The organism is Micromonospora eburnea, from assembly GCF_900090225.1.
Taxonomy (GTDB): Bacteria; Actinomycetota; Actinomycetes; order Mycobacteriales; family Micromonosporaceae; genus Micromonospora; species Micromonospora eburnea.
This window is the reverse complement of sequence record NZ_FMHY01000002.1, coordinates 3,137,853-3,158,864: the sequence shown is the minus strand read 5'-3', so window position 1 is coordinate 3,158,864 and position 21,012 is coordinate 3,137,853. Positions and strand designations below refer to the sequence as shown.

Genomic DNA, 21,012 nt, shown 5'->3' with positions numbered 1-21,012 from the left:
GCGACCGGGTGCCCGGCAGCGTCGGCCACCAGGACTGACACCGCGCCGGTGCCCACACCCGTGATCCGGACGCGCAGCACGGTGGCGCCGCCGCGGTGCAGTGACACCCCGGTCCACGCGAACGGGACGCGGCCTGGCTCAGTGTTCGGTCGGTCGACCGCGATGACGTGCAGTGCGGCGTCGAGGAGCGCGGGGTGCAGTGCGAACCGGTGGGCGTGACCCACGACCGGTTCCGGAAGGCTCACCTCGGCGAACACCGCGTCGCCGGACCGCCAGGCTGCCCGCAGACCGCGGAACGCCGGACCGTAGTGGAGGCCGGCGTCGGCCATGCCCTCGTACAGGTCCACCGGATCGAGGTCGATGGGGTCCGCGCCGGGCGGGGGCCACGCGGTGAGATCGGGCGCGGACACCGATTCCGTCGTGATCACGCCACCCGCGTGCCGTGTCCACACCCGGTCTTCGCTGTCCTCCGGTCTTGAGTGGATGGCGAAGGCCCGCCGGCCGGTCTCATCGGCCGGCTCGACGGTGAGCTGGACCTGTACGTTGCCGTGCCGGGTCAGGACGAGCGGCGTCTCCTGGGTGAGTTCCTCGACGAGCTGACAGCCGGTCTCGTCCGCCGCCCGCAACGTCATCTCCACGAACACCGCGCCAGGCACGACGACAGCGCCGTGGATGGCGTGGTCGGCCAGCCACGGGTGGCTGGTCAGGGAGAGCCGGCCGGTGAACATGTACCGGTCGGACCCCGGGGTGGACGTCGCCGCGGCCAGCAGCGGGTGGCCCAGGGAGTCCAGCCCGAGGCCGGCGGCGTCGCGCGCGACGGTCGGGTCCGGCCCGAGCCAGTACCGGTCGCGTTGGAACGGGTACGTCGGCAGGTCCACCCGCCGCGACGCACTCTCCCGGTAGACAGCCGCCCAGTCCACCACCGTGCCGACGGCGTGCAACCGCGCCACCGCCGACAACACGGTCTGTGTCTGCGGCTCACCACTGCGCAGCAGGGGCGCCGCGACAACGGCACGTTCGGACTCCGCGCACACCTCCACGACCAACGGCGCCAACACGCCGTCGGGCCCTAGCTCGACGAACCGGTCGACACCCTTGGCGGCGAGGGTGCGCACCGCGTCGGCGAACCGCACCGGTTCACGCACGTTCCGCACCCAGTAGGCCGGATCGGCCAACTCGGTACCGGCGACCGACCCGGTCACCGTCGACACGACGGGGATCACCGCACGGCCGAACGACAACCCCTCGAGCACCCGCTGGAACTCGGGCACCATCGCGTCCATGTGCGCCGAGTGGAACGCGTGTCCGACGCGCAGGCGGCGCACGCGGCGGCCCAGTCCCGTGAAGTGCTCCCCCACCCGGTCAACCGCGCCGGCGTCGCCCGACACCACGACCGACGATGGCCCGTTCACCGCGGCCACCTCGACCGGCAGCGCCAGGCCCGCCAGTGCCTGCCGTACGGAGTCCTCGCTGGCCGAGACCGCGAGCATTCCGCCGCCACCGCACAGGTCGCGCATCAGCCGCCCGCGAGCGGCGACCAACCGTACGGCGTCCGGCAGGGACAGGACCTCCGACACGCAGCCGGCCACCACCTCGCCAACGGAGTGGCCCGCCACGAAGTCGGGAACGACGCCCCACGAGCGCAGCAACCGGAACAGCCCGACGCCCACGGCGAAGGCACCGGCCTGGGCGTAGTCGGTCCGCTGGGTCAGCTGCCCCATCGGCGAGCCGGGCTCGGCGAACAGGACATCGGCCAGTGGCTCGTCGAGCCACTGGCCGAACAACCCGCACACCTCGTCGAACGCGGCCGCGAACACCGGGAAGTCGGCGTGCAGCTCGGCGCCGGCGCCGCTGAGCCGTACCCCTTGGCCGGGAAAGAGAAGGGCGCACCTGCCGTCCCTGGCGGTCTCCCGCACGACGTCCGGAACCGCGTCACCGGCGGCGAGTGCCGTGAGACCCGCTAACAGCCGGGCCCGGTCGGCTGCCATGACGGCCGCCCGGTAGGTCAACGCCGATCTCGTTGTGGCGGTGGAGAACCCGATATCGGCAACGCTCATGTGCGGGTGGGCCGACACGTGCGCACGCAGTGCCTCGGCTTGGGCGCGGAGCGCGCTCTCACCGGCCGCCGACAGCACCACCGGCCACACGCCCGGCGGTCGCTTCCCGTCCTCGGTGGGCACCTCGGGCGTCGGTGCCTGTTCGATGATGAGGTGGGCGTTGGTGCCGCTGACCCCGAAGGACGACACACCGGCCCGCCGCGGTCGGCCGTACTCCGGCCAGTTCCGCTCCTCGGTCAGCAACCGCACCGCGCCGGCCGACCAGTCCACGTGCGGTGTCGGCTCGTCCACATGCAACGTGCGCGGCAACCGGCCATGCTGCAACGCCAGCACCATCTTGATCACACCAGCCACACCGGCGGCCGCCTGCGTGTGCCCGATGTTGGACTTGAGCGACCCCAACCACAAAGGTCGATCCGGATCACGCTGACCGTAGGTCGCCAGCAGCGCCTGCGCCTCGATCGGGTCACCCAGCGTCGTACCGGTGCCGTGCGCCTCGACGGCATCGACGTCGGATACACCGAGACCGGCGCTCGCCAGCGCCTGCTGGATGACCCGCTGCTGCGACGGACCGTTCGGTGCCGTCAAACCGTTCGACGCGCCGTCCTGGTTCACCGCCGAAGCCCGCAGCACCGCCAGAACACGATGGCCGTTGCGTTGTGCGTCCGACAACCGCTCCAGCAGTACGATTCCCGCGCCCTCGCCCCAACCGGTCCCGTCCGCCGCAGCCGCGAACGACTTGCACCGCCCGTCAGGGGCCAATCCTCGTTGCCGGGAGAGCTCGACGAACGTCGCCGGCGTGGACATCACGGTGACGCCACCGGCCAACGCCAGCGAGCACTCACCCTTCCGCAACGACTGCGCGGCGAGATGCATGGCCACCAGCGACGACGAACACGCCGTGTCCACCGTGACCGCGGGGCCCTCGAACCCAAACGTGAACGCGACCCGCCCGGACACGACGCTGCCCGCCACACCGGTGCTGAGGTATCCCTCGACCTCCCGCGGAACCGAGTCGAGCCGGGTGGCGTAGTCGTGGTACATCAGCCCGGCGAACACGCCGGTCCGGCTGCCTCGCAGCGAGGCGGCGTCGATCCCTGCCCGCTCCAGTACCTCCCACGACACCTCGAGCAACAGCCGCTGCTGCGGATCCATCGCCACCGCCTCACGCGGCGACACCCCGAACACCTCCGCGTCGAAGTCGGCGGCGTCGTAGAGGAACCCCCCTCGCGTACGTAGGAGGTGCCGGAGTGGTCGGGATCCGGGTCGTAGAGCGAGGCGAGCGGCCAGTCGCGATCGGTGGGGAAACCCGAGATCGCGTCCGTGCCGGCGGCCACGAGGTCCCACAGCGACTCGGGAGACGTGACACCACCCGGATAACGGCAGGCCATGCCGACGATGGCAATGGGCTCGTCAGCCGCGGTCTCGAGACTGCGAATCCGCCGGTGTGCCTGGCGGAGGTCGGTCGTCACGCGGCGGAGGTACTCGACAAGCTCAGACTCGTTCGCCATGCTCTCCCGCTCCGATGCCGTACGTGCTACGCGAACTTCAGCTCGATGCCGTGGTTGTGGATCGCTGGACCGACCTGTTCGAAGTCCTCGGCGGTGAGCACCGGCAGAATCGGGAAGGGGAACTTGAACATGGTGACCGTGGCGGTCACACCGATCGCGAAGCCGAGCTCGACACCGTGCGCGGCCAGTCCCTTCCCGATGTTGGACGTGTAGGTCGTCTGAACGGTGTTGCGCAGGAAGTCGGTGTACACGTCCTCCGCCGTGACGAGCCTGCGGCCGTCCAGGGCGGAGTAGAGCGCCACCTCGGGATCCCGGATCGTCATCTTGTCGATGAAGGGTTTCCGCAGGTCGTAGACGAACTGCTCCAGCGGGCTGTGCGCGCCGCCGAGGAAACTGATGACGTTCACCTGGCCCGGCGGCTCCTCCGCCGCCAGCGCGCGGAGGTCGTCCAGGTATCCGGAGAACATGTACATCGTCTGGCCGCCGTCGATGAACTCGCCGAGCTCGGCGGCGAGGTACACGTTCGGGCGGTGGTCGCCGACGTAGCGGTCCAGCTCGTCCGGCCCGGGCAGGACCGCGACGGCGACTCCCCTCGCCGGCTCGCCCTCGGGCGCGAGCGGCAGGGACGTCCGATGCCGCAACAGTTCCACCAGTTCCGTGCGCTCGATCGCGCCGGCCAGGCACGCACCGACCATCAGGCCGAGGCTCGACCCGGCGATCGCGTCCGGGCGGACCCCCATGTCCGCCAGAACGTCCGAGATGCCGATCGAGTAGGCGGCCTGCCGGAGCTCCGCCACGAACCGCACATCCGAGCCGAACCTCGGGTTCTCGGCGTAGAAGGACTCGGAGAAGTCCTCGACGAGCAACCGGTCGACATCGACACCCGTCCAGTCGGAGACCTGGTCGATCCACTCGCGCATGACGGGATAACGCTCGTACAGGTCGAGTCCTGGTGCCTCGGGTGCCATCCCGCCACTCAACGTGTAGCCGATGGTCATGGGTTCTCCTTCGGTTCGGTGATGTCTCGCAGGGCCTGCACCGGGCAAACCACGATCGCCTCGCGCACGTCGTCCTCGTGCTCGGGACCGGGTTCGGGCTCGACCAGGACGACCAGGCCCTCGTCGTCCTGGTCGAACACCGACGGCGCGACCTGCGCGCAGTTGCCGGACCCCGTGCACCTGTCTCGATCGGCCTGCAACCGCATGGGTGGACCACTCACCAGGTGACGGGGATGTCGTGCACCTCGGGCAGGACCGTGGCAAGCGCCGGAATCTCGGCGGACGGGATCGCGAGCCGCAAGCCCGGAATGCGGTTGAGCAGTGTCTGGTACGAGATGGCGAGCTCGACGCGCACCATGTTGCCGCCGAGACACTGGTGGATCCCGTGGCCGAACGCGAGATGCCGGCGGGCGGTGGGCCGCTTCAGATCGAGGTGGTCCGGTTCCTCGAACACTTCCGGGTCGTAGTTGGCCGCACCGTTCGGGACGATCACCCCCTCGCCGGCGCGGATGAGGCAGCCCCCGACCTCCACGTCCGAAGTGGCCACCCGCATCGCGGAGAGGTCCGAGACGCTCACGTAGCGGAGCAGTTCCTCGACGGCATTGGGCATCATCGCGGGGTCCGCCCGTAGGGCGTCGAGCTGGTCGGGGTGGTCGAGCAGCAGTACGAGACCGAGCGAGATCATGTTGGCGGTCGGACCGTACCCGGCGCCCATGATGACGAACGTGAGGGTGACCAGCTCGTCCACCGTCAGTTCGCCCGCCGCCACGTTCTTGGCGACGATCCTGCTCAACACGTCGTCGGCGGGCTCGCGCTCCTTCTCGGCGATCAGGTCGGCCAGGAACCCCTTGAACTCGACGATGCGTGCGCCGATCGACGCGTAGTCGTTGGCACGGGCGTATGCGCGGCTGTCGGACATGCATTTTTCGATCTCATCGGAGGGAATGCCGAGCAGGTTGCCGACGATGCTGCCGGCGAGCGGGAAGGAGTAGGACTCCGCGAGGTTCACCGGCCCACCGGCGGCCAGCATGGCGTCGACCAGTTCGTCGGCCGTCCGCTGCACCTCGTCCTGCTGCGCATTCATCCGCCTGGCGGTGAACTCGTTGATCAGCATCCGGCGGACCCGGGTGTGCTCCGGCGGGTCCAGCGTCACCAGCGTTTTCATGTGCCGGCGAGCCTCCAGCTCCGGGTGAATCACCGGAAATCCCGGATTGGAAAGGTCCGAGCTGAACCGCGTGTCGGTGAGCACCGCCCGAATGTCGGCGTGCCTCGTGACGACCCACGCCGGATTTCCGTTGTACAGCCGGACCCGCACCGGCGTGCCGGTCTCCCGCATCCTGGCGTATTCGGCCGGCGGCCGGAACGGCCTGGTCCGCCGAATCGGGAAATCAATATCCTCCACCACCGAGCCAGTCATGTTCTCCTCAGTTCCTGTGACGTGGACCAGAAATGTGCGTGAAAGTCTCCGGAAGCGGCTACGAGACCATGGCGCGGAACTTCTCGAGGCTGGCTTCGAGCTGGCTCTTGGCGGATTTCTCGATCATGACGTCGATCGGCCCGGTCAGCGGGCCACCGGTGAACTCCAACTCGAGCGTGAGCTCGGTGATCGCGCCGACGCTCGCCACCGAGCAGCTGAACCGGGCCCGTATCCCCGAGGGACCGCGGCCGGTCAGCTCCAGCGCGGTGTCCGGCACGACCGTTGCCACCGTCCAGGTGATGGTGGCGGGCGGACCCAGCAGTACGACCTCCTGCTGGCACGACTCCCCCACCACCGGACCGACCGGGTGGTCGCCGACCCACTTCCGGTGAATCGCGAGCCACTCGGGAAAGCGCCCGAAATCCGTCGCTGCCCGCCACACGTCAGGTGCGCTCGACGCCAGTTCGATCGTGCCGGTAGCAGTGGCCATAAAAGCACCTCACTAGGAGTTCAGCCAGGTCTGATGCGGCCACGATAGCCGGCTGAATACCAGCAGAAAAGGCCCGGTGAAGCATTGACATCGGTTTGCAAGGGTATTGCAAGGAGGCCAGCAAGGCAGCCCTGATAATGTGCTCTTTGAGACAAACCAATTTTGGCAGGAATCGAGATTCCGATGACCGTGCCGCAAGATGTCAACGCCGTGGTCCAGCAGTGCCTGGCACAGGATATCGACGCCTGGACACGCCGGATCCTCCGACGTCATTTCGACCCCGACACGGGCAGCCCGTACTGGCTACGAAAGGCCGCCGAGCTTCCCTTCAACCCACTGGACATCACTCGCTACGAGGAGCTGCTGGCGTTCGAGCCGTTCCCGATCGACGAGCTGCGCTCGATAGACCCAGCCGAGCTGGTGCCCATGGCAGTCCCGCGGCCGCTCACCGGGAAGGTGTTCGAGTCCGGCGGGACGACCGGGAACCCGTGCCGGGTGTACTACACCGACACCATGCTCAAGGTGCGTGGCGCCTGGCGGCTGTGGGCCATCTGCCAGGGCGGGTTCCAGCCGGACCGGAACTGGCTCCAGGCCATGCCGAGCGGGCCGCACCTCATCGGTCACAACGGCTGGGACTACCTGATGAGGCGGTACGGCGCCCGGGTCTACGGCATCGACTTCGACCCACGATGGGTCAAGCGCCAGTTGCGCGCCGGCCGGTTGCGCGAGGCGCAGGAGTACACCGACCACGTGGTCGACCAGGCCATCGACGTCCTGACCACCCAGCCGGTGAGCTACCTCGGCACCACGCCCGCGCTGATGAAGGTGCTGGTCCGGCGCGCGCCGGACCTGCTCGCCAAGGTCGACGGCGTGGTGATGAGCGGGACGCACACGACACCTGCCATGTGGCGCAGCTTCAAGGAGTCCGTCGACGGCGGGCTGGTGACGATCATGTACGGCAACACGTTCGGCCCGACCACGGTGCCAGTCGTGCGCGACGACGGTGAGCTGATGGCGCACCTGCCGAACTACCCCCAGATCACCATGGCGGTGGTGGATCGGCAGGACTGGCGCAGGACCGTGGAGGTCGGCGAGTCCGGCCAGGTGCGGTTGACCGTCCTGCAGGAAGATCTCCTGCTTCCCAACGTCCTCGAGCGTGACCAGGCGGTCCGGTACCGGCCCGATGTCGAGTGGCCGTGCGACGGCGTGGCCAACGTCCGCCCACTGCTCGACGCCCGGGCGGCGCCGGAAGGCATCTACTAGCGGTGGTGACCCAGTGAGGATCGTCGACCTGTTGTGCGTGCCGGTACTGACCGCCTACTTCAATGACGACCAGGCCGCTATCCGAGCGGGTGCGCGACAGGACGGGTTCTGTTATGTCGGCCGGCCGGTCACGGCGGGATTCGACCGTATCCGCGAGCCGGGACGCGCGGTGTCGGTGCTGCTCATGCTCGACGACGGCTTCGTGGCGACCGGTGACTGCACCTCCGTCCAGTACGCGGGCGTCGCGGGCCGCGACGAACCCGTGGGTACCGACGCCATGATCGACGTGATCAACACGCACGTCGCTCCGGCGCTCGTCGCCGGCGGACTGGGGTGTTTCCGCGACGCGGCCGAGCGCATTGACGGTCTGCTCGTGGACGGCCGTCCGCTGCACACGGCCATACGTTACGGGGTGACCCAGGCACTGCTGGCCGCCGTCGCCCACGGGCGCGGAGTGACCATGGCCGAGGTCATCCGCGACGAGTACCAGACGAACGTAGAGATCACGCCGGTCCCGATGTTCGCGCAGTCGGGCGACGAGCGTTACCTCAGCGTGGACAGGATGATCCTCAAGGAGGCCGGCGCCCTTCCCCACGGCCTGATCAACAACATGGCGGAGAAGATGGGCGCGGACGGCGAGATCTTCCGCGAGTACGTGCGCTGGGTGCGGGCCAGGGTGCTGCGGGTGCGGGCCCGGTCGAGCTACGAGCCGGTTCTGCACTTCGACACCTACGGCACCGTCGGCCTCGCCCTCGGCAACGACGTTTCCCGGGTCGCCGACTACCTCACGGACCTCGGCGACATCGCCGCGCCGTTCCCACTGCGGATCGAGCAGCCGATAGACAGGGGTAGCCAGGACGCCCAGATCGACGCGCTGGCCACGCTGCGGTGCGCGCTGCGAAAACGCGGCAGCAGGGTGCAGATCGTCGCCGACGAATGGTGCAACTCGCTGGCCGACATCCGCCGGTTCGTCGCCGCCGGCGCCGCAGACGTGATACAGGTGAAAACCCCGGATCTGGGCGGTGTCAACAACACCGTCGAAGCGCTGCTGCATGTTCGCGCAGCCGGATTGGTCGCGTACTGCGGTGGCACCTGCAACGAGACCGACCAGTCGGCCAGGGTTTGCGCGAATGTGGCGATGGCGTGCGGCGCCGACCAGGTGCTCGCCCGTCCCGGCATGGGTGTGGACGAGGCGATGATGATCGTCGGCAACGAGATGGCGCGGGTGGCCAGCCTGGCTCGCTCGCGGATGGTCGCGGCGCTACCCGCTCTGACCACGAGCCGGACCGGGGCGAGGGAGTGACGATGGGCACGTCCGTCGAGAGGCCGCCTGAGCTGGCGCAGTTGCAGGTCATTGTCAGCAGCACCCAGTCCGACTCGCACACGTGGAACCTGGTGTTCCTTGAGTTGCTGATCGAGGAGCTGGGACACCGGGTGGTCAACCTCGGTAGCTGCGTGCCCGACGACGTACTCGTCGCCGAGTGCCTGCGCCAACGGCCCGATCTCGTCGTGATCAGCACGGTGAACGGCCACGGGTGGATCGACGGGAAGCGGGTCGTGCGGAGGCTACGCGAACGCCCGGAGCTCACCGACACGTACATCGTGATCGGCGGCAAGCTGGGGATCACCGAGCGCAGCGACCGGCGCACGACGGACACGCTGCTGGCCGCCGGTTTCGACGCCGTGTTCTCCGACGGCGCGGATATCGACTCCTTCCAGTCATACCTCCGTTCCCTGCCGATCGCGACCGCGTCATGACCATCGGCAGGCAGCGGGCACACCCGTCCCCGGCGTCGCCGGCCCGTCCCGAGCCGGGTTCGTTCGGCGCGTTCGTCAACGCCGCGCAGCAGGCCGGTGACCTCGTGGTCCAGCCCAGAATGGGCGTCGCCGACCCGGCGCGCATGCGGGCAGGCCTGGTCGCCACGAAGCGGGCCGCCGCCACCACCGTCGGCACGATAACCGTCGACAGCTTCACCAGGCTCGGCGACCACGCCGAGGCCAGGCGTGCGCTCGCGAAGGGCGTCGAGCTCAACGGCTACCCGATCGTCACGCACGGGCCCGACGTCACCCGCGCGATGCTCGACGGTGTCGCGGGGGCGGACTTCCCGGTCCAGGTCCGGCACGGATCATCCCAACCGGAGGACATCTTCCGCACGCTGCTCCGAAGCGGACTTTCCGCCACCGAGGGCGGCCCGGTCTCCTACTGCCTGCCCTACAGCCGCAGCCCGCTCCGCGAGTCCGTGGACAGCTGGGCACGCTGCGTGCAATGGTTCGCGTCCCTGGAAGACCTGGGCGTCACGCCGCACCTGGAGACCTTCGGCGGGTGCCTGCTCGGTCAGCTCTGCCCACCCAGCCTGCTCATCGCGACCAGCGTCCTGGAGGCGATGTTCCTTCGCCAGCACGGCCTGCGCAGCATCTCGCTGAGCTACGCGCAGCAGACCAACGCCGCGCAGGACGAGGAGGCGCTGATGGTGCTGCGCCGCATCGCGACCGAGGTCCTTCGCGACATCGACTGGCACGTCGTCGTCTACACGTATATGGGGATGTACCCGCGCTCGCCGGCTGGTTCCGCGCTTCTGTTGGCCGAGGCGGCGAAACTGGCCGTACGCACGGGTTCGGCGCGCCTGATCGTCAAGACCGTGGCCGAGGCCTACCGCATCCCGACGATAGCCGAGAACGTGACCGCACTGGAGTGGGCGGCCAAGGCCGCACTCGACGAGGAGAGCATCGCGGCGGGCACGACGCCGGACACCGGGATCTACGCCGAGGCACGTGCCCTCATCGACACCGTGCTCGAACTCGATCCGGACATCGGCCGCGCCCTTGTCATCGCGTTCGCGTCCGGCCTGTTGGACGTACCATTCTGCCTGCACCCCGACAACCGCGGCGAGGCGCGCAGCTACGTGGACACCGACGGCTGGCTGCGCTGGTCGCTCGTCGGAGCCATGCCGATCGAACACATCGCGCAGCCGTCGGGGCGCGAGCACTCCTCGTCGGCCGATCTGCTCGCCTCGCTGTCCTATGTGGCGCGCAAGTTCGGTCAGGCCGCCGTGGCCGGCCCTCTCTCCCGGCAACCGCCCACCGCGCCCTGACGGGCGGCGCCTCCCGCGTTCGCCGCCCGTCGGCGCGTACGCATCAGCGTGTGCCGAACTCCGCGTCGATGAAAGCCATCAGATCGTCCCCGCCGAGGTCGGCCAGGGCGGTGTCGCCGGTGGCATCGTCGGCGTCACGGGTATCCGCCTCCCCGATCCGTGCCAGCATCACGCGCAGCCGGGCCATGACAGAGCCGGCCGTACCATGGTCTTTTCCGGACATGGCGAGGATCGTGGACTCCAGTCGGCCGATCTCCGCAAGCACGGCACCGGGCTCGTCACGACGGTCACCGTCGAGGAGGGTGAGCAGGTGAGTGGCCAGCTCCGTGGACGTCGGGTGATCGAAGACCAGGGTGGCCGGTAACCGCAGTCCGGTGGCCGCCCCCAGTCGGTTACGCAGCTCGACCGCGGCGAGTGAGTCGAGCCCCAGCGCCCGGAAGGACTGCGCGGCCCCGACGGCGTCCGCGCTGATGTGTCCGAGCACCGCGGCCGCCTCGGTTCGCACCAGGTCGGTGAGCAGGTCCGTCGCCTGGGCATCGCTCGCCTCGTTCAGTGTCTGGCGCAGGGAGCCGGTGCGGGCGACCGGGCGCGGGCCGGCACCCACCAGGCCGCGGAGCAGCGCGGGTGGCGAGGCGGCGTCGAGACGTTCCACGGCCAGCCGCGCCGGCACGACAACCGGGCGGTCCGCGGCGACGGACAGGTCGAAAAGGGCCAGTCCGGCTTCCGTGGTCAGTGGTAGGAGACCGGCCCGCCGCACCCGGGTCGAGTCGACCTCGCCGAGCCGCGCCGCCATGCCGCCGGCCCACGGCCCCCAGGCCAAGGACGTTGCCGGGCGGCCCTCCGCCCGGCGCCGGTGGGCAAGTGCGTCGAGGAACGCGTTGGCCGCCGCGTAGCTGGCCTGGCCCGCGCCACCGAACCCTCCAGCCACCGAGGAGAACAGCACGAAGTGCGACAACTCGAAATGCTCGGTCAGCTCGTGCAGGGTGATCGCACCGCCCACCTTCGCGCGCAGCACACGGAGGACGCGGTCCGCGTCCAACGCGGGGATGATCCCGTCGTCGACGGTCCCCGCCGCGTGGACGACGCCGGTCAGCGGCCACTCCGGCGGAATCGTGGCCAGCATGTCGGCGACCGCGACGGAGTCGGCGACATCGCACGCGGCGAACCGCACGTCCGCGCCGAGCGCGGTCAGCTCCGCGGCGAGCTCGGGCGCACCCGGCGCGTCGGCGCCGCTCCGAGCGGCCAGCAGCAGGTGCCGTACGTCATGCTCGACGACGAGATGCCTGGCCACGGCCCCTCCGAGCGTCCCGGTCGCCCCGGTGATCAGGATTGTGCCGGTGGTGTCCCAGCGCGGCGCCACCTCTGGCGCGCCGATGCGGGTGAGCCGGGGCACGAACACCTTTCCGGCTCGCACCGCCACCTGTGGCTCCTCATCCGACAGCGCCGTGCTGACCGCCGCGCGCACCGCACGCCAGGACTCCGGGTGGTCGTCCACGTCGAGCATCAGCAGTCGGCCGGGATTTTCCAGCTGTGCGGAACGCAGCAGCCCGCACACCGCTGCCTGACCGAGGTCACCGCCGTCGGCGCCGGAGTCGACCGGCGCGACCGACCGGGTCACAAACACAACCCGCGACCGCGCGAAAAGGTCGTCGGCGAGCCAGGTCTGCACCACGTGAAGGGCCGCCACCGTGGCGCTGCCGACGGCGCCCGCGCTCGTGTCACCGGCCGTCGGGGACTGGACGAGCAGGACGTCCGGTGCGGCCACGACGTCACTCAAATCCGGATAACAGGTCGCTCCGAGGGCCAGCGCCCCTTCGCTGTCGGCGTCGTCCATGCCGACCGCTACCCACGTGTCCGTGTCATGGTCGTCCAGCCGCTCCGCGCTTCGCGCCTCCTGCCACACCAACTCGAACAACGAGTCGGACCCGACGGCGGCGAGCCTGGCCCGGTCGACCGGGCGGAGGTGCAACGCGTCGATGGTCACGACGGGCCGGCCGGCCTCGTCCGTCACCACGGCCGAGACGGTGTTCTCCCCTGTCGGAGACAGCCGCACCCGTAGCGTCGTCGCGCCCTCGGCATGGAGGGTCACCCCGTGCAGGGAGAACGGCAGCAGCGCGGATTCGGTGCCGAGCGACCCGGCACCCATGGCATGCAGCGCCGCGTCGAGCAGCGCCGGGTGCACACCGAACCGCTTCGCGTCGGCACGGCAGTGCCCGGGCAGGTGAACCTCGGCAAGGACGTCGGAGCCGTCACGCCATGCCGCGGTCAGGCCCTGGAACGCCGGCCCGCGGTGGAACCCCCGCGCCGCCGACCGCTGGTGGTGCTCGTCGACCGGCACCGGATCTGCGCTGATCGGGGGCCAGTGTCCCGGACCATCGGGCACGGCCCAGCCACGTTCCGGGCTCACTGTGGCGGTCGCGTGCCGGGTCCAGACGGCGTCGACCGTGTCGGTACGCGCCCGCGAGTACACGGTTACCGCACGTTCGCCGTGCTCGCCGGGGCCGTCGAGCACCACGCGCAGCTGCGTGTCTCCCTCCCTCGGCAACAGGAGTGGGGTTTCCAGCGCCAGGTCCGCCACCGTGTAACAGCCCGCCGAGCGGCCCGCGGCCAGGACCATCTCCATGAACGCGGTGGCCGGCAGCAGCACCTGCCCGAGGAACGCGTGGTCGGCGAGCCATGGCTGACTCCGGAGCGACAGCTGTCCGGCGAAAACGGCACCGGACGAGTCGGGCAGTTCCGCGCTCGCGGTCAGCAACGGGTGGTCCAGCTCGGTCAGCCCGTGCGCGGACGGTGTTGCCGGCGCGAGGGAGTCGCGGAGCCAGTAACGTCGTCGTTGGAACGCGTAGGTGGGCAGCTCGACGGTGGGCGGGCCCTGACGGCCGAGCACGGCCGCCCAGTCCACGTCGCCGCCACGCACGTGCAGCGCGCCGACCGTAGCCAGGATGGACTCGACCTCCGGCCGTTGTGCGCGCAACGTCGCGAGGACCGCCGTGTCCTCCGGGGCGTCGTCGAGGCACTCCAGCGCCGCCGCGACGAGCGCACCATCCGGCCCTAGCGCCACGAAGGTGCCAACGCCCATCCGTCGAATCGTCGCGATGCCGTCCTCGAAGCGCACCGCGTCCCGCACGTTGCGCACCCAGTACTCGGGCGTGCACAGCTCGGCGCCGGCGACCGAGCCGGACACCGTGGACACAATGGGCAGTTCCGGCGGGTTGAAAGTGACCGACTCCGCGACCTCGCGGAAGGCGGCGCACATCGGCTCCATCAGCGGGGAGTGAAACGCGTGGCTGGTCCGCAGCCGCGTCGTCTTGCGCCCCCGATCGGCGAAGACACGCGCCACCTCCGCAACCGCGTCCTCCCGCCCGGAGACGACGACCGACCGTGGCGAGTTGACCGCCGCAACCACGACCTCGTCCGTACGGCTCGCCGTGGCGGCCAGCACCTCGGCCTCGCTCGCCCGCACAGCGACCATGGCGCCGCCCTCAGGCAGGGCCTGCATGAGCCGTCCGCGCGCCGCCACCATGGTCGTCGCGTCCTCGATGGAGAGGACGCCGGCCACGTGCGCAGCCGCGAGCTCACCCACCGAATGGCCGCACACGACGTCGGGGCGTACCCCCCACGAGCGCATGAGCCGGAACAACGCGACTTCGAGCGCGAACAGCCCGGCCTGCGCGAACATGGTCTGGTCCAGCATCGCCGCCGCCGGGGAGCCCGGCTCGGCGAACAGCACCGGCTTCAGGGCGACCCCCAGGCGCCCGTCGAGGTGGGCGCACACGGCGTCCAGCGCGTCGGCGAAGGCCGGGTACGCGTCGTACAGATCACGCCCCATGCCCGCGCGCTGCCCGCCCTGACCGGCGAACACGAAGGCCAGTTTCGCGCTGATGACCTCGCCCGCGACCACCGCGCCGCCGGCGCGTCCCTGCGTTACGACGTCGAGCCCCGCCACCAGTTCCGGGACATCACTCGCCAGCACCACGGCCCTGGTCGGCAGACTCGCCCTGGCCGCCGCAAGCGAGTGGGCGATGTCGGCCACGCACAATCCGGGACGCGCAGCCAGGTGCTCCCGCAGGCGGCGAGCCTGCTCCCGGAGCGCGGCGGCGTCCCTTCCGGACAGCGGGCAGGGCACCGGACCGACGTGCTCGCCGCCAGGGGCGGGGGTCTCCGGCGCCTGCTCGAGGATGAGGTGCGCGTTGGTGCCGCTGATGCCGAAGGCCGACACGCCGGCCCGGCGGGGACGGCCGGTGTCCGGCCAGTCGCGTGCCTCGGTCAGTAGCCGCACCGCGCCCGCCGACCAGTCCACGTGCGGGGTCGGCTCGTCGATGTGCAGTGTCCTCGGAAGGTGAGCATGCTGAAGCGCCATCACCGTCTTGATCACACCGGCCATGCCGGCCGACCCCGCCGTGTGCCCGATGTTCGACTTGACGGAGCCGAGCCACAGCGGCTGGCCGCCGTCACGTTGCCCGTAGGTCGCCAGCAACGCCTGTGCCTCGATCGGATCACCCAGCGTGGTGCCGGTGCCGTGCGCCTCGACCACATCCACATCCGAGGGGGTCAGGCCCGCGTCGGCCAGCGCCCGCCGGATCACCCGCTGCTGCGCGAGGCCGTTGGGCGCGGACAGGCCGTTCGACGCGCCGTCCTGGTTGATCGCGGAGCCGCGGAGCACGGCCAGCACCCGGCGCCCTTCGCGGCGCGCGTCCGGAAGCCGCGCCAGCAGCAGCATGCCGGCGCCCTCGCCCCACGCGGTGCCGTCGGCGGCGGCGGCGAAGGACTTGCACCGCCCGTCCGGCGCCAGGCCGCGTTGCCGGGAGAAATCCACGAACGCGGCGAGCGTCGAGAGCACCGCGACGCCGCCCACCAGGGCCAGCTCACACTCGCCCTTGCGCAGCGACGCCGCGGCGAGGTGCACGGCGACCAGCGACGACGAGCACGCTGTGTCCACCGTGACCGCCGGGCCCTCCAGGCCGAACGTGTATGCGATCCGGCCGGACGCGACACTCGCGGCGTTCCCCGTCCCCAGGTATCCGTCGATGCCCTCGGCGACACCGTCGGTGCCCCGGTGGTAGTCGCCGCCCGCGACCCCCGCGAAGACGCCGATCTGGCGGCCCCGCACCGCGTCGGGGGCGATACCGGCCCGCTCGAACGCCTCCCACGTCGTCTCCAGTAGCAGCCGCTGCTGCGGGTCCATCGCCACCGCCTCCCTCGGGCTGATCCCGAACAGGTCAGCATCGAAGTCAGCCGCGTCGTAGAGGAACCCGCCGTGCCGGGTGTAGGTCCTGCCCGGCTTCCCGCCGGGGTCCGGGTCGTACAGCGCGTCGATGGCCCACCCGCGGTCGGCCGGGAACTCGCCGATGGCGTCGACGCCGCCGGCAACCAGTGCCCACAGCTCCTCCGGAGAGGTGACGCCGCCGGGAAACCGGCAGGACATCCCGATGATGGCGATCGGGTCCTCGGCGTCGGCGACCACCGTCGCGGGCGTCGCCGCCTCCTGCCGCGCCGGCTGGGCAAACATCTCCGCGTACAGGTGCCGCGCCAGGTCATCCGGGGTGGGGTGGTCGAACACGATCGTGGTGGGCAGACGCAGCGCGGTCTCCGCAGCGAGCCGGTCCCGCAGTTCGACCGCGGTCAGGGAGTCGACCCCGAGTTCGCGGAACGCTCTGGCCGCCGCAACCTGATCGGGCGAGGTGTATCCGAGTACCGCGACAACATGACCGCGCACCAGATCGAGGAGGACACCGAGCCGCTCCCCCTCGGTCAGCCCGCGCAGGTCACGTGCGAGAGCGGAGGATCCGGCATCGTCCGCGACGGGCGGCTGGCCGCTGCTGAGCACGTCCGCGACCTCGGGAATGTCCTCGATCAGCGGACGCCGGCGCGCGATGGTGAAGGCCGGGACGAACCGCGACCAGTCCAGGTCCGCCACGGTGAGTGCGGTCTCGCCGTCGTCGAGTGCCTGCTGGAGGGCCGCGACGGCCGATTCCGGGTCCATCGTTCGGATGCCGCGCCTGCTCAGCGACTCGTCGACCGTCGCGTCGACCATGCCGCCGCCGGCCCAGCTTCCCCACGCGATCGAGGTGGCGGGCAGCCCACGGCGCCGGCGGTCCAACGCCAACGCGTCCAGGAACGCGTTGCCCGCCGCGTAGGCGCCTTGCCCGGCGCTGCCCCAGGTGGCGGCGCCGGAGGAGAACAGCACGAACGCGTCGAGCTGCGCGCCGTCCATCAACTCGTCCAGGTTGCGTGCGCCCACGACCTTGCCGCCAACCACGTCGGCGAGCCCACGCAGGTCGGTATCGAGCAACGAGGCACGTTCGCCGACGCCAGCGGCGTGCACGACGGCGTTGATCGGCGGCAACTCGCGGAGCATGCCGGCAACCGCGTCGCGGTCGGCCACGTCGCAGGCGACGACGGTCACCCTGGCACCCAACCCGGTCAGCTCCTCCGCCAGCTCGGCGGCGCCAGGCGCGGCGGCCCCCCGGCGGCTGACCAGCACCACGTGCTCGGCGCCGCCTTCGATCAACCACCTGGCCACGCGGGCACCGAGTGATCCGGTGCCGCCGGTCACGAGAACGGTGCCACGCGGCCGCCAACCAGGTGCCGGAGGCACGGTTCCACGTGGCGCACGGCGCAGTCGCCGGACGAACGCCCCGGAGTCGCGGATCGCCACCTGATCCTCGCCATTTCCGTCCGCCAGCACCGAGACCACGCGTTGTGCGGCACGTTCGTCCAACGGGCTCGGGACGTCGATGAGACCACCCCAGCGTTCCGGGTGCTCAAGGCCAGCGACCCGGCCCAATCCCCACACCTGCGCCTGGGCGGTGCTGGCCAGCGGGTCCCAGTCTCCCGCGGACACCGCACCGCTGGTCACCAACCACATGGGCACGCGCAGCTCCGCATCGGCGAGCGCCTGCACCAGCGTCAGTGTCGACGCGATGCCGACGGTCAGCGCGGGGTGGGACGGCAAGGGCCGTTCGTCCAGCCCCAGCAGCGAGATGACCCCGCGCGCACCCGGGTGCGCGGCTAGCTCCTCGACCAGCTGTCCCCGGTCGAGGGCGTCGACCTCGACCGGCACCACCTGTGCACCCTGCCGGCCGAGCGCGTCGCGGACACCCGCCGTGATTCCGTCGTCCGCCATGTCTGCCGGGGCGAGGACCAGCCAGGTCCCGTCGAGCACGGTGTCCCGGGTCCGCCCGAGTGGCCGCCACTCGACGCGGTACCGCCACGAGTCGATGGCGGCTTGTTCCCGCCTGCGCCTGCGCCAGGCGGACAACGCGGGCAGCGTCACCCGCCATCCGTCGAGCACCACGGCGTCCTGGCACTCCAGCGTCTGCTCCAGTGCGCCCAGGTCGGCGTGTTCGACCGCCTGCCAGAACCGTGCCTCCGCGGCGTCGACCGGACGCCCGGAATCCGGTGCGGCCGGCTCCAGCCAGAACCGTTCCCGCTGAAAGGCGTAGGTCGGAAGCGAGACCGGTCGCCCGGGATGCGCCGCGAGCACGGCCTGCCAGTCGACGTCCAGACCGGACACGTACGCCTCGGCGAGTGAGACGGCCATCCGCTCGACACCGCCCTCACCGGACCGCAGCGAACCGACGACCATCGTCGCGCGCCCGGCGTCCTCGATCGTCTCACGCAGCCCGTTCGTGAGCACCGGATGCGGGCTCACCTCGACGAACGGGCCGAACCCGTGCTCGATCAACGCGCGGGTCGCGGCTTCGAACCGAACCATGTCACGGAGGTTGCGGTACCAGTAGTCCGCGGTCAGCTCCGTGGTCGCCAGTTGCCCGCCGGTGACGGTGGAGAAGAACGGCACCGCCGAGCCTCGCGGCCGGACCGTGCCGAGCACGTCGACCAGTTCCGCACGCAACGAGTCCACCTGGGCGGAGTGCGACGCGTAGTCCACCGGCAGCCGCCGGACCCGGATACCGTCCCGTTCGCACCCGGTCAGGAACTCGTCGAGTTCCCGCACATGTCCGGACAGTACGACCGAGCGCGCTCCGTTGACCGCAGCCACCGAGACGCGGTCCTGCCATCGCGTCAGCCGGGCCTGTGCCTCGTCGAGCGGCAGAGCGACCGCGGCCATCCCACCGCCGCCGGACAGCGCGCGCAGGCAACGGCTGCGCAGCGCCACGATCCTCGCCGCGTCCGGCAGCGACAGCGCGCCCGCGACGTACGCCGCGGCGATCTCCCCCTGGGAGTGCCCGACCACGGCGGCGGGTTCGACACCGCAGGCGCGCCACAGCTCGGCGAGGGAGACCATGACCGCGAACAGCGCGGGTTGCACCACGTCCACCCGGTCCAGCGACGCGGCTCCTGGTTCGCCTCGGACCACGTCGACCAGCGACCAGTCGATCCACGGCGCCAGCGCCTCCGCACACGCCCGCACGTGTTCGGCGAACAGCGGCGACGAGTCGAACAACGCGCCTCCCATGCCCGGCCACTGCGAGCCCTGACCGGGAAAGACGAAACAGGGCCTGGCCGTGCCGAACGCCGCTCCCCGCACCAGCCGTGGGGCGGGGGTGCCGTCGGCGAGCGCGGTCGTCCCGGCCACGAGCGCGTCACGGTCCGCGCCGAGCACCACGGCCCGGTGCGCCAGCTTGGCCCTGGTCGTCACGAGCGACATGGCGATGTCGGCCGGGTCGAGGTCCTCGGCCGCGGCGAAGTCGGTCAACCGGCTCGCCTGGGCACGCAGTGCCTCGGCGGTGCGCCCCGACAGCACCCATGGCAGCGGCGCCGTGTGGTCGAAGGGTCCTCGGGCCGGTGGCCCGGTCGCCGGTTCCGTTTGTGGCGTGGGCGCTTCCTCCAGGATTACGTGGGCGTTGGTGCCACTCACCCCGAAGGCGGAGACGCCAGCGCGCCGCGGCTGGTCCGCGCCTGGCCACGGCCGGTCCTCGGTGAGCAGCGACACCGCGCCGGCCGACCAATCCACGTGCGGTGTCGGCTCGTCCACGTGCAAGGTCCTGGGCAGGCGGCCGTGCCGGAGGGCCATCAGCATCTTGATCAGTCCGGCGACGCCGGCTGCGGCCTGGGTGTGCCCGATGTTCGACTTCACCGACCCGAGCCACAGCGGGTGGCCGGCTGGCCGGTGCTGCCCGTACGTGTCGATCAGCGCACGGGCCTCGATCGGGTCGCCGAGCGTGGTGCCGGTGCCGTGTGCCTCGACGACGTCGACCTGCCCGGCGGACAGCCCGGCGTTCACCAGCGCCTGCCGGATCACCGCCTGCTGGGCCAGACCGTTGGGGGCGGTCAGGCCGTTGGACGCGCCGTCCTGGTTCACCGCCGATGCCTTGATCAGGCCCAGCACCGGTCGCCCGTGGCGCAACGCGTCGGAGAGCCGTTCCAGCAGCACGACGCCGGCGCCCTCGCCCCACCCGGTGCCGTCCGCGGCCGCGGCGAACGCCTTGCACCGCCCGTCCGGTGCGAGTCCGCGCTGGCGGCTGAAGTCGATCAGCACCGCCGGGGTGGCCATCACCGCGACGCCACCGGCGAGCGCCATCGAGCAGTCTCCGTGCCGGAGGGCCTGGCAGGCGAGGTGCACGGCGACGAGCGACGAGGAACACGCGGTGTCCACGGTCATGGCCGGGCCTTCGAGGCCGAGCGTGTAGGCGACCCGACCGGACACGACGCTGACGGCGTTGCCGGTCAGCAGGTAGCCGTCCGCACCATCCGGCGGGTCGGAGAGGTCGCCGCCGTAGTCCCGACCGGACACGCCGGCGAACACACCGGTCCGGCTGCCCCGCACAGAGCTCGGGTCGATGCCGGCCCGCTCGAACACCTCCCAGGCGACTTCCAGCAACAACCGCTGCTGCGGGTCCATCACCAGGGCCTCCCGCGGGGAGATGCCGAAGAACTCGGCGTCGAAGTCCGCGACTCCCTCCAGGAAAGCGCCGTTGCGGGTGTAGCAGGTGCCCTTCCGGCCGGGGTCGGGATCGTACAGCCGGTCGAGGTCCCAACCCCGGTCGCCGGGGAACTCGCCGACGGCGTCAATGCCGCCGGCGACCAGCGACCACAGGTCCTCCGGTGACCGCACCGCCCCGGGATATCGGCACGCCATCCCGACCACCGCGATCGGCTCGCACTCCCTCGACTCGGCGTCGGCAAGCCGTTTGCGAGTCTGGTGCAGGTCGGTGGTGACCATCCGCAGGTATTTGCGGAGTTCGTCCTCGTTCGCCATGGGCTGCTTCCTGGGGCTCGTG

Annotated in this window: 8 protein-coding genes and 2 pseudogenes; 4 read left to right on the top strand and 6 right to left on the bottom strand. The window is 70.8% G+C overall.

All coding sequences use genetic code 11. From position 1 onward, the window contains the following. Nucleotides 1-14: 14 nt before the first annotated feature. The 5 genes and pseudogenes from GA0070604_RS34295 to GA0070604_RS14355 form a co-directional block, all read right to left on the bottom strand. Nucleotides 15-3,529, bottom strand: a pseudogene (locus GA0070604_RS34295) (type I polyketide synthase); the annotation flags it as partial. A 65-nt stretch (nt 3,530-3,594) separates the two neighbouring features. Then, nucleotides 3,595-4,566, bottom strand: a complete 972-nt coding sequence (locus GA0070604_RS14370) for a hypothetical protein (RefSeq protein ID WP_091118413.1) — start codon at nt 4,564-4,566, stop codon at nt 3,595-3,597. After that, a complete protein-coding gene (locus GA0070604_RS14365) occupies nt 4,563-4,787 on the bottom strand; it encodes a ferredoxin (RefSeq protein WP_244161897.1) in 225 nt (74 codons plus the stop codon). Before GA0070604_RS14365 ends, GA0070604_RS14370 begins: the two co-directional genes overlap by 4 nt. Beyond that, nucleotides 4,784-5,731, bottom strand: a complete 948-nt coding sequence (locus GA0070604_RS14360) for a cytochrome P450 (RefSeq protein ID WP_167363466.1) — start codon at nt 5,729-5,731, stop codon at nt 4,784-4,786. The genes GA0070604_RS14365 and GA0070604_RS14360 overlap by 4 nt, the downstream gene beginning before the upstream one ends. A 310-nt stretch (nt 5,732-6,041) precedes the next feature. Then, a complete protein-coding gene (locus tag GA0070604_RS14355; protein ID WP_091118410.1) occupies nt 6,042-6,473 on the bottom strand; it encodes a type II toxin-antitoxin system Rv0910 family toxin in 432 nt (143 codons plus the stop codon). A gap of 183 nt (nt 6,474-6,656) precedes the next feature. Here GA0070604_RS14355 and GA0070604_RS14350 point away from each other — a divergent pair, with 183 nt between their 5' ends. From GA0070604_RS14350 to GA0070604_RS14335, 4 genes are read left to right on the top strand one after another with little or no spacing between them, the layout of a single operon-like run. Further along, a complete protein-coding gene (locus GA0070604_RS14350) occupies nt 6,657-7,736 on the top strand; it encodes an arylcarboxylate reductase (protein WP_091118409.1) in 1,080 nt (359 codons plus the stop codon). A 13-nt stretch (nt 7,737-7,749) separates the two neighbouring features. After that, complete coding sequence (locus GA0070604_RS14345) at nt 7,750-9,039, top strand: methylaspartate ammonia-lyase (protein WP_091118408.1); 1,290 nt, start codon at nt 7,750-7,752, stop codon at nt 9,037-9,039. Nucleotides 9,040-9,041: 2 nt separating this feature from the next. Continuing rightward, nucleotides 9,042-9,494, top strand: coding sequence for a cobalamin B12-binding domain-containing protein (locus GA0070604_RS14340; RefSeq protein ID WP_091118407.1), 453 nt, complete (start codon nt 9,042-9,044; stop codon nt 9,492-9,494). Further along, nucleotides 9,491-10,828, top strand: a complete 1,338-nt coding sequence (locus GA0070604_RS14335; protein ID WP_091118406.1) for a methylaspartate mutase — start codon at nt 9,491-9,493, stop codon at nt 10,826-10,828. Before GA0070604_RS14340 ends, GA0070604_RS14335 begins: the two co-directional genes overlap by 4 nt. Nucleotides 10,829-10,871: 43 nt before the next feature. On the opposite strand, the pseudogene GA0070604_RS32985 reads toward GA0070604_RS14335, so the two are convergent. After that, a pseudogene (locus GA0070604_RS32985) lies at nt 10,872-20,975 on the bottom strand (type I polyketide synthase); the annotation flags it as partial. Between the last annotated feature and the right edge of the window lie 37 nt (nt 20,976-21,012).

Coding starts and splice junctions, on each gene's coding strand:
- GA0070604_RS14350 (WP_091118409.1), top strand. CDS start 6,657: ATGACCGTGCCGCAAGATGTCAACGCCGTGGTCCAGCAGTGCCTGGCA.
- GA0070604_RS14335 (WP_091118406.1), top strand. CDS start 9,491: ATGACCATCGGCAGGCAGCGGGCACACCCGTCCCCGGCGTCGCCGGCC.
- GA0070604_RS14355 (WP_091118410.1), bottom strand. CDS start 6,473: ATGGCCACTGCTACCGGCACGATCGAACTGGCGTCGAGCGCACCTGAC.
- GA0070604_RS14340 (WP_091118407.1), top strand. CDS start 9,042: ATGGGCACGTCCGTCGAGAGGCCGCCTGAGCTGGCGCAGTTGCAGGTC.
- GA0070604_RS14360 (WP_167363466.1), bottom strand. CDS start 5,731: ATGAAAACGCTGGTGACGCTGGACCCGCCGGAGCACACCCGGGTCCGC.
- GA0070604_RS14370 (WP_091118413.1), bottom strand. CDS start 4,566: ATGACCATCGGCTACACGTTGAGTGGCGGGATGGCACCCGAGGCACCA.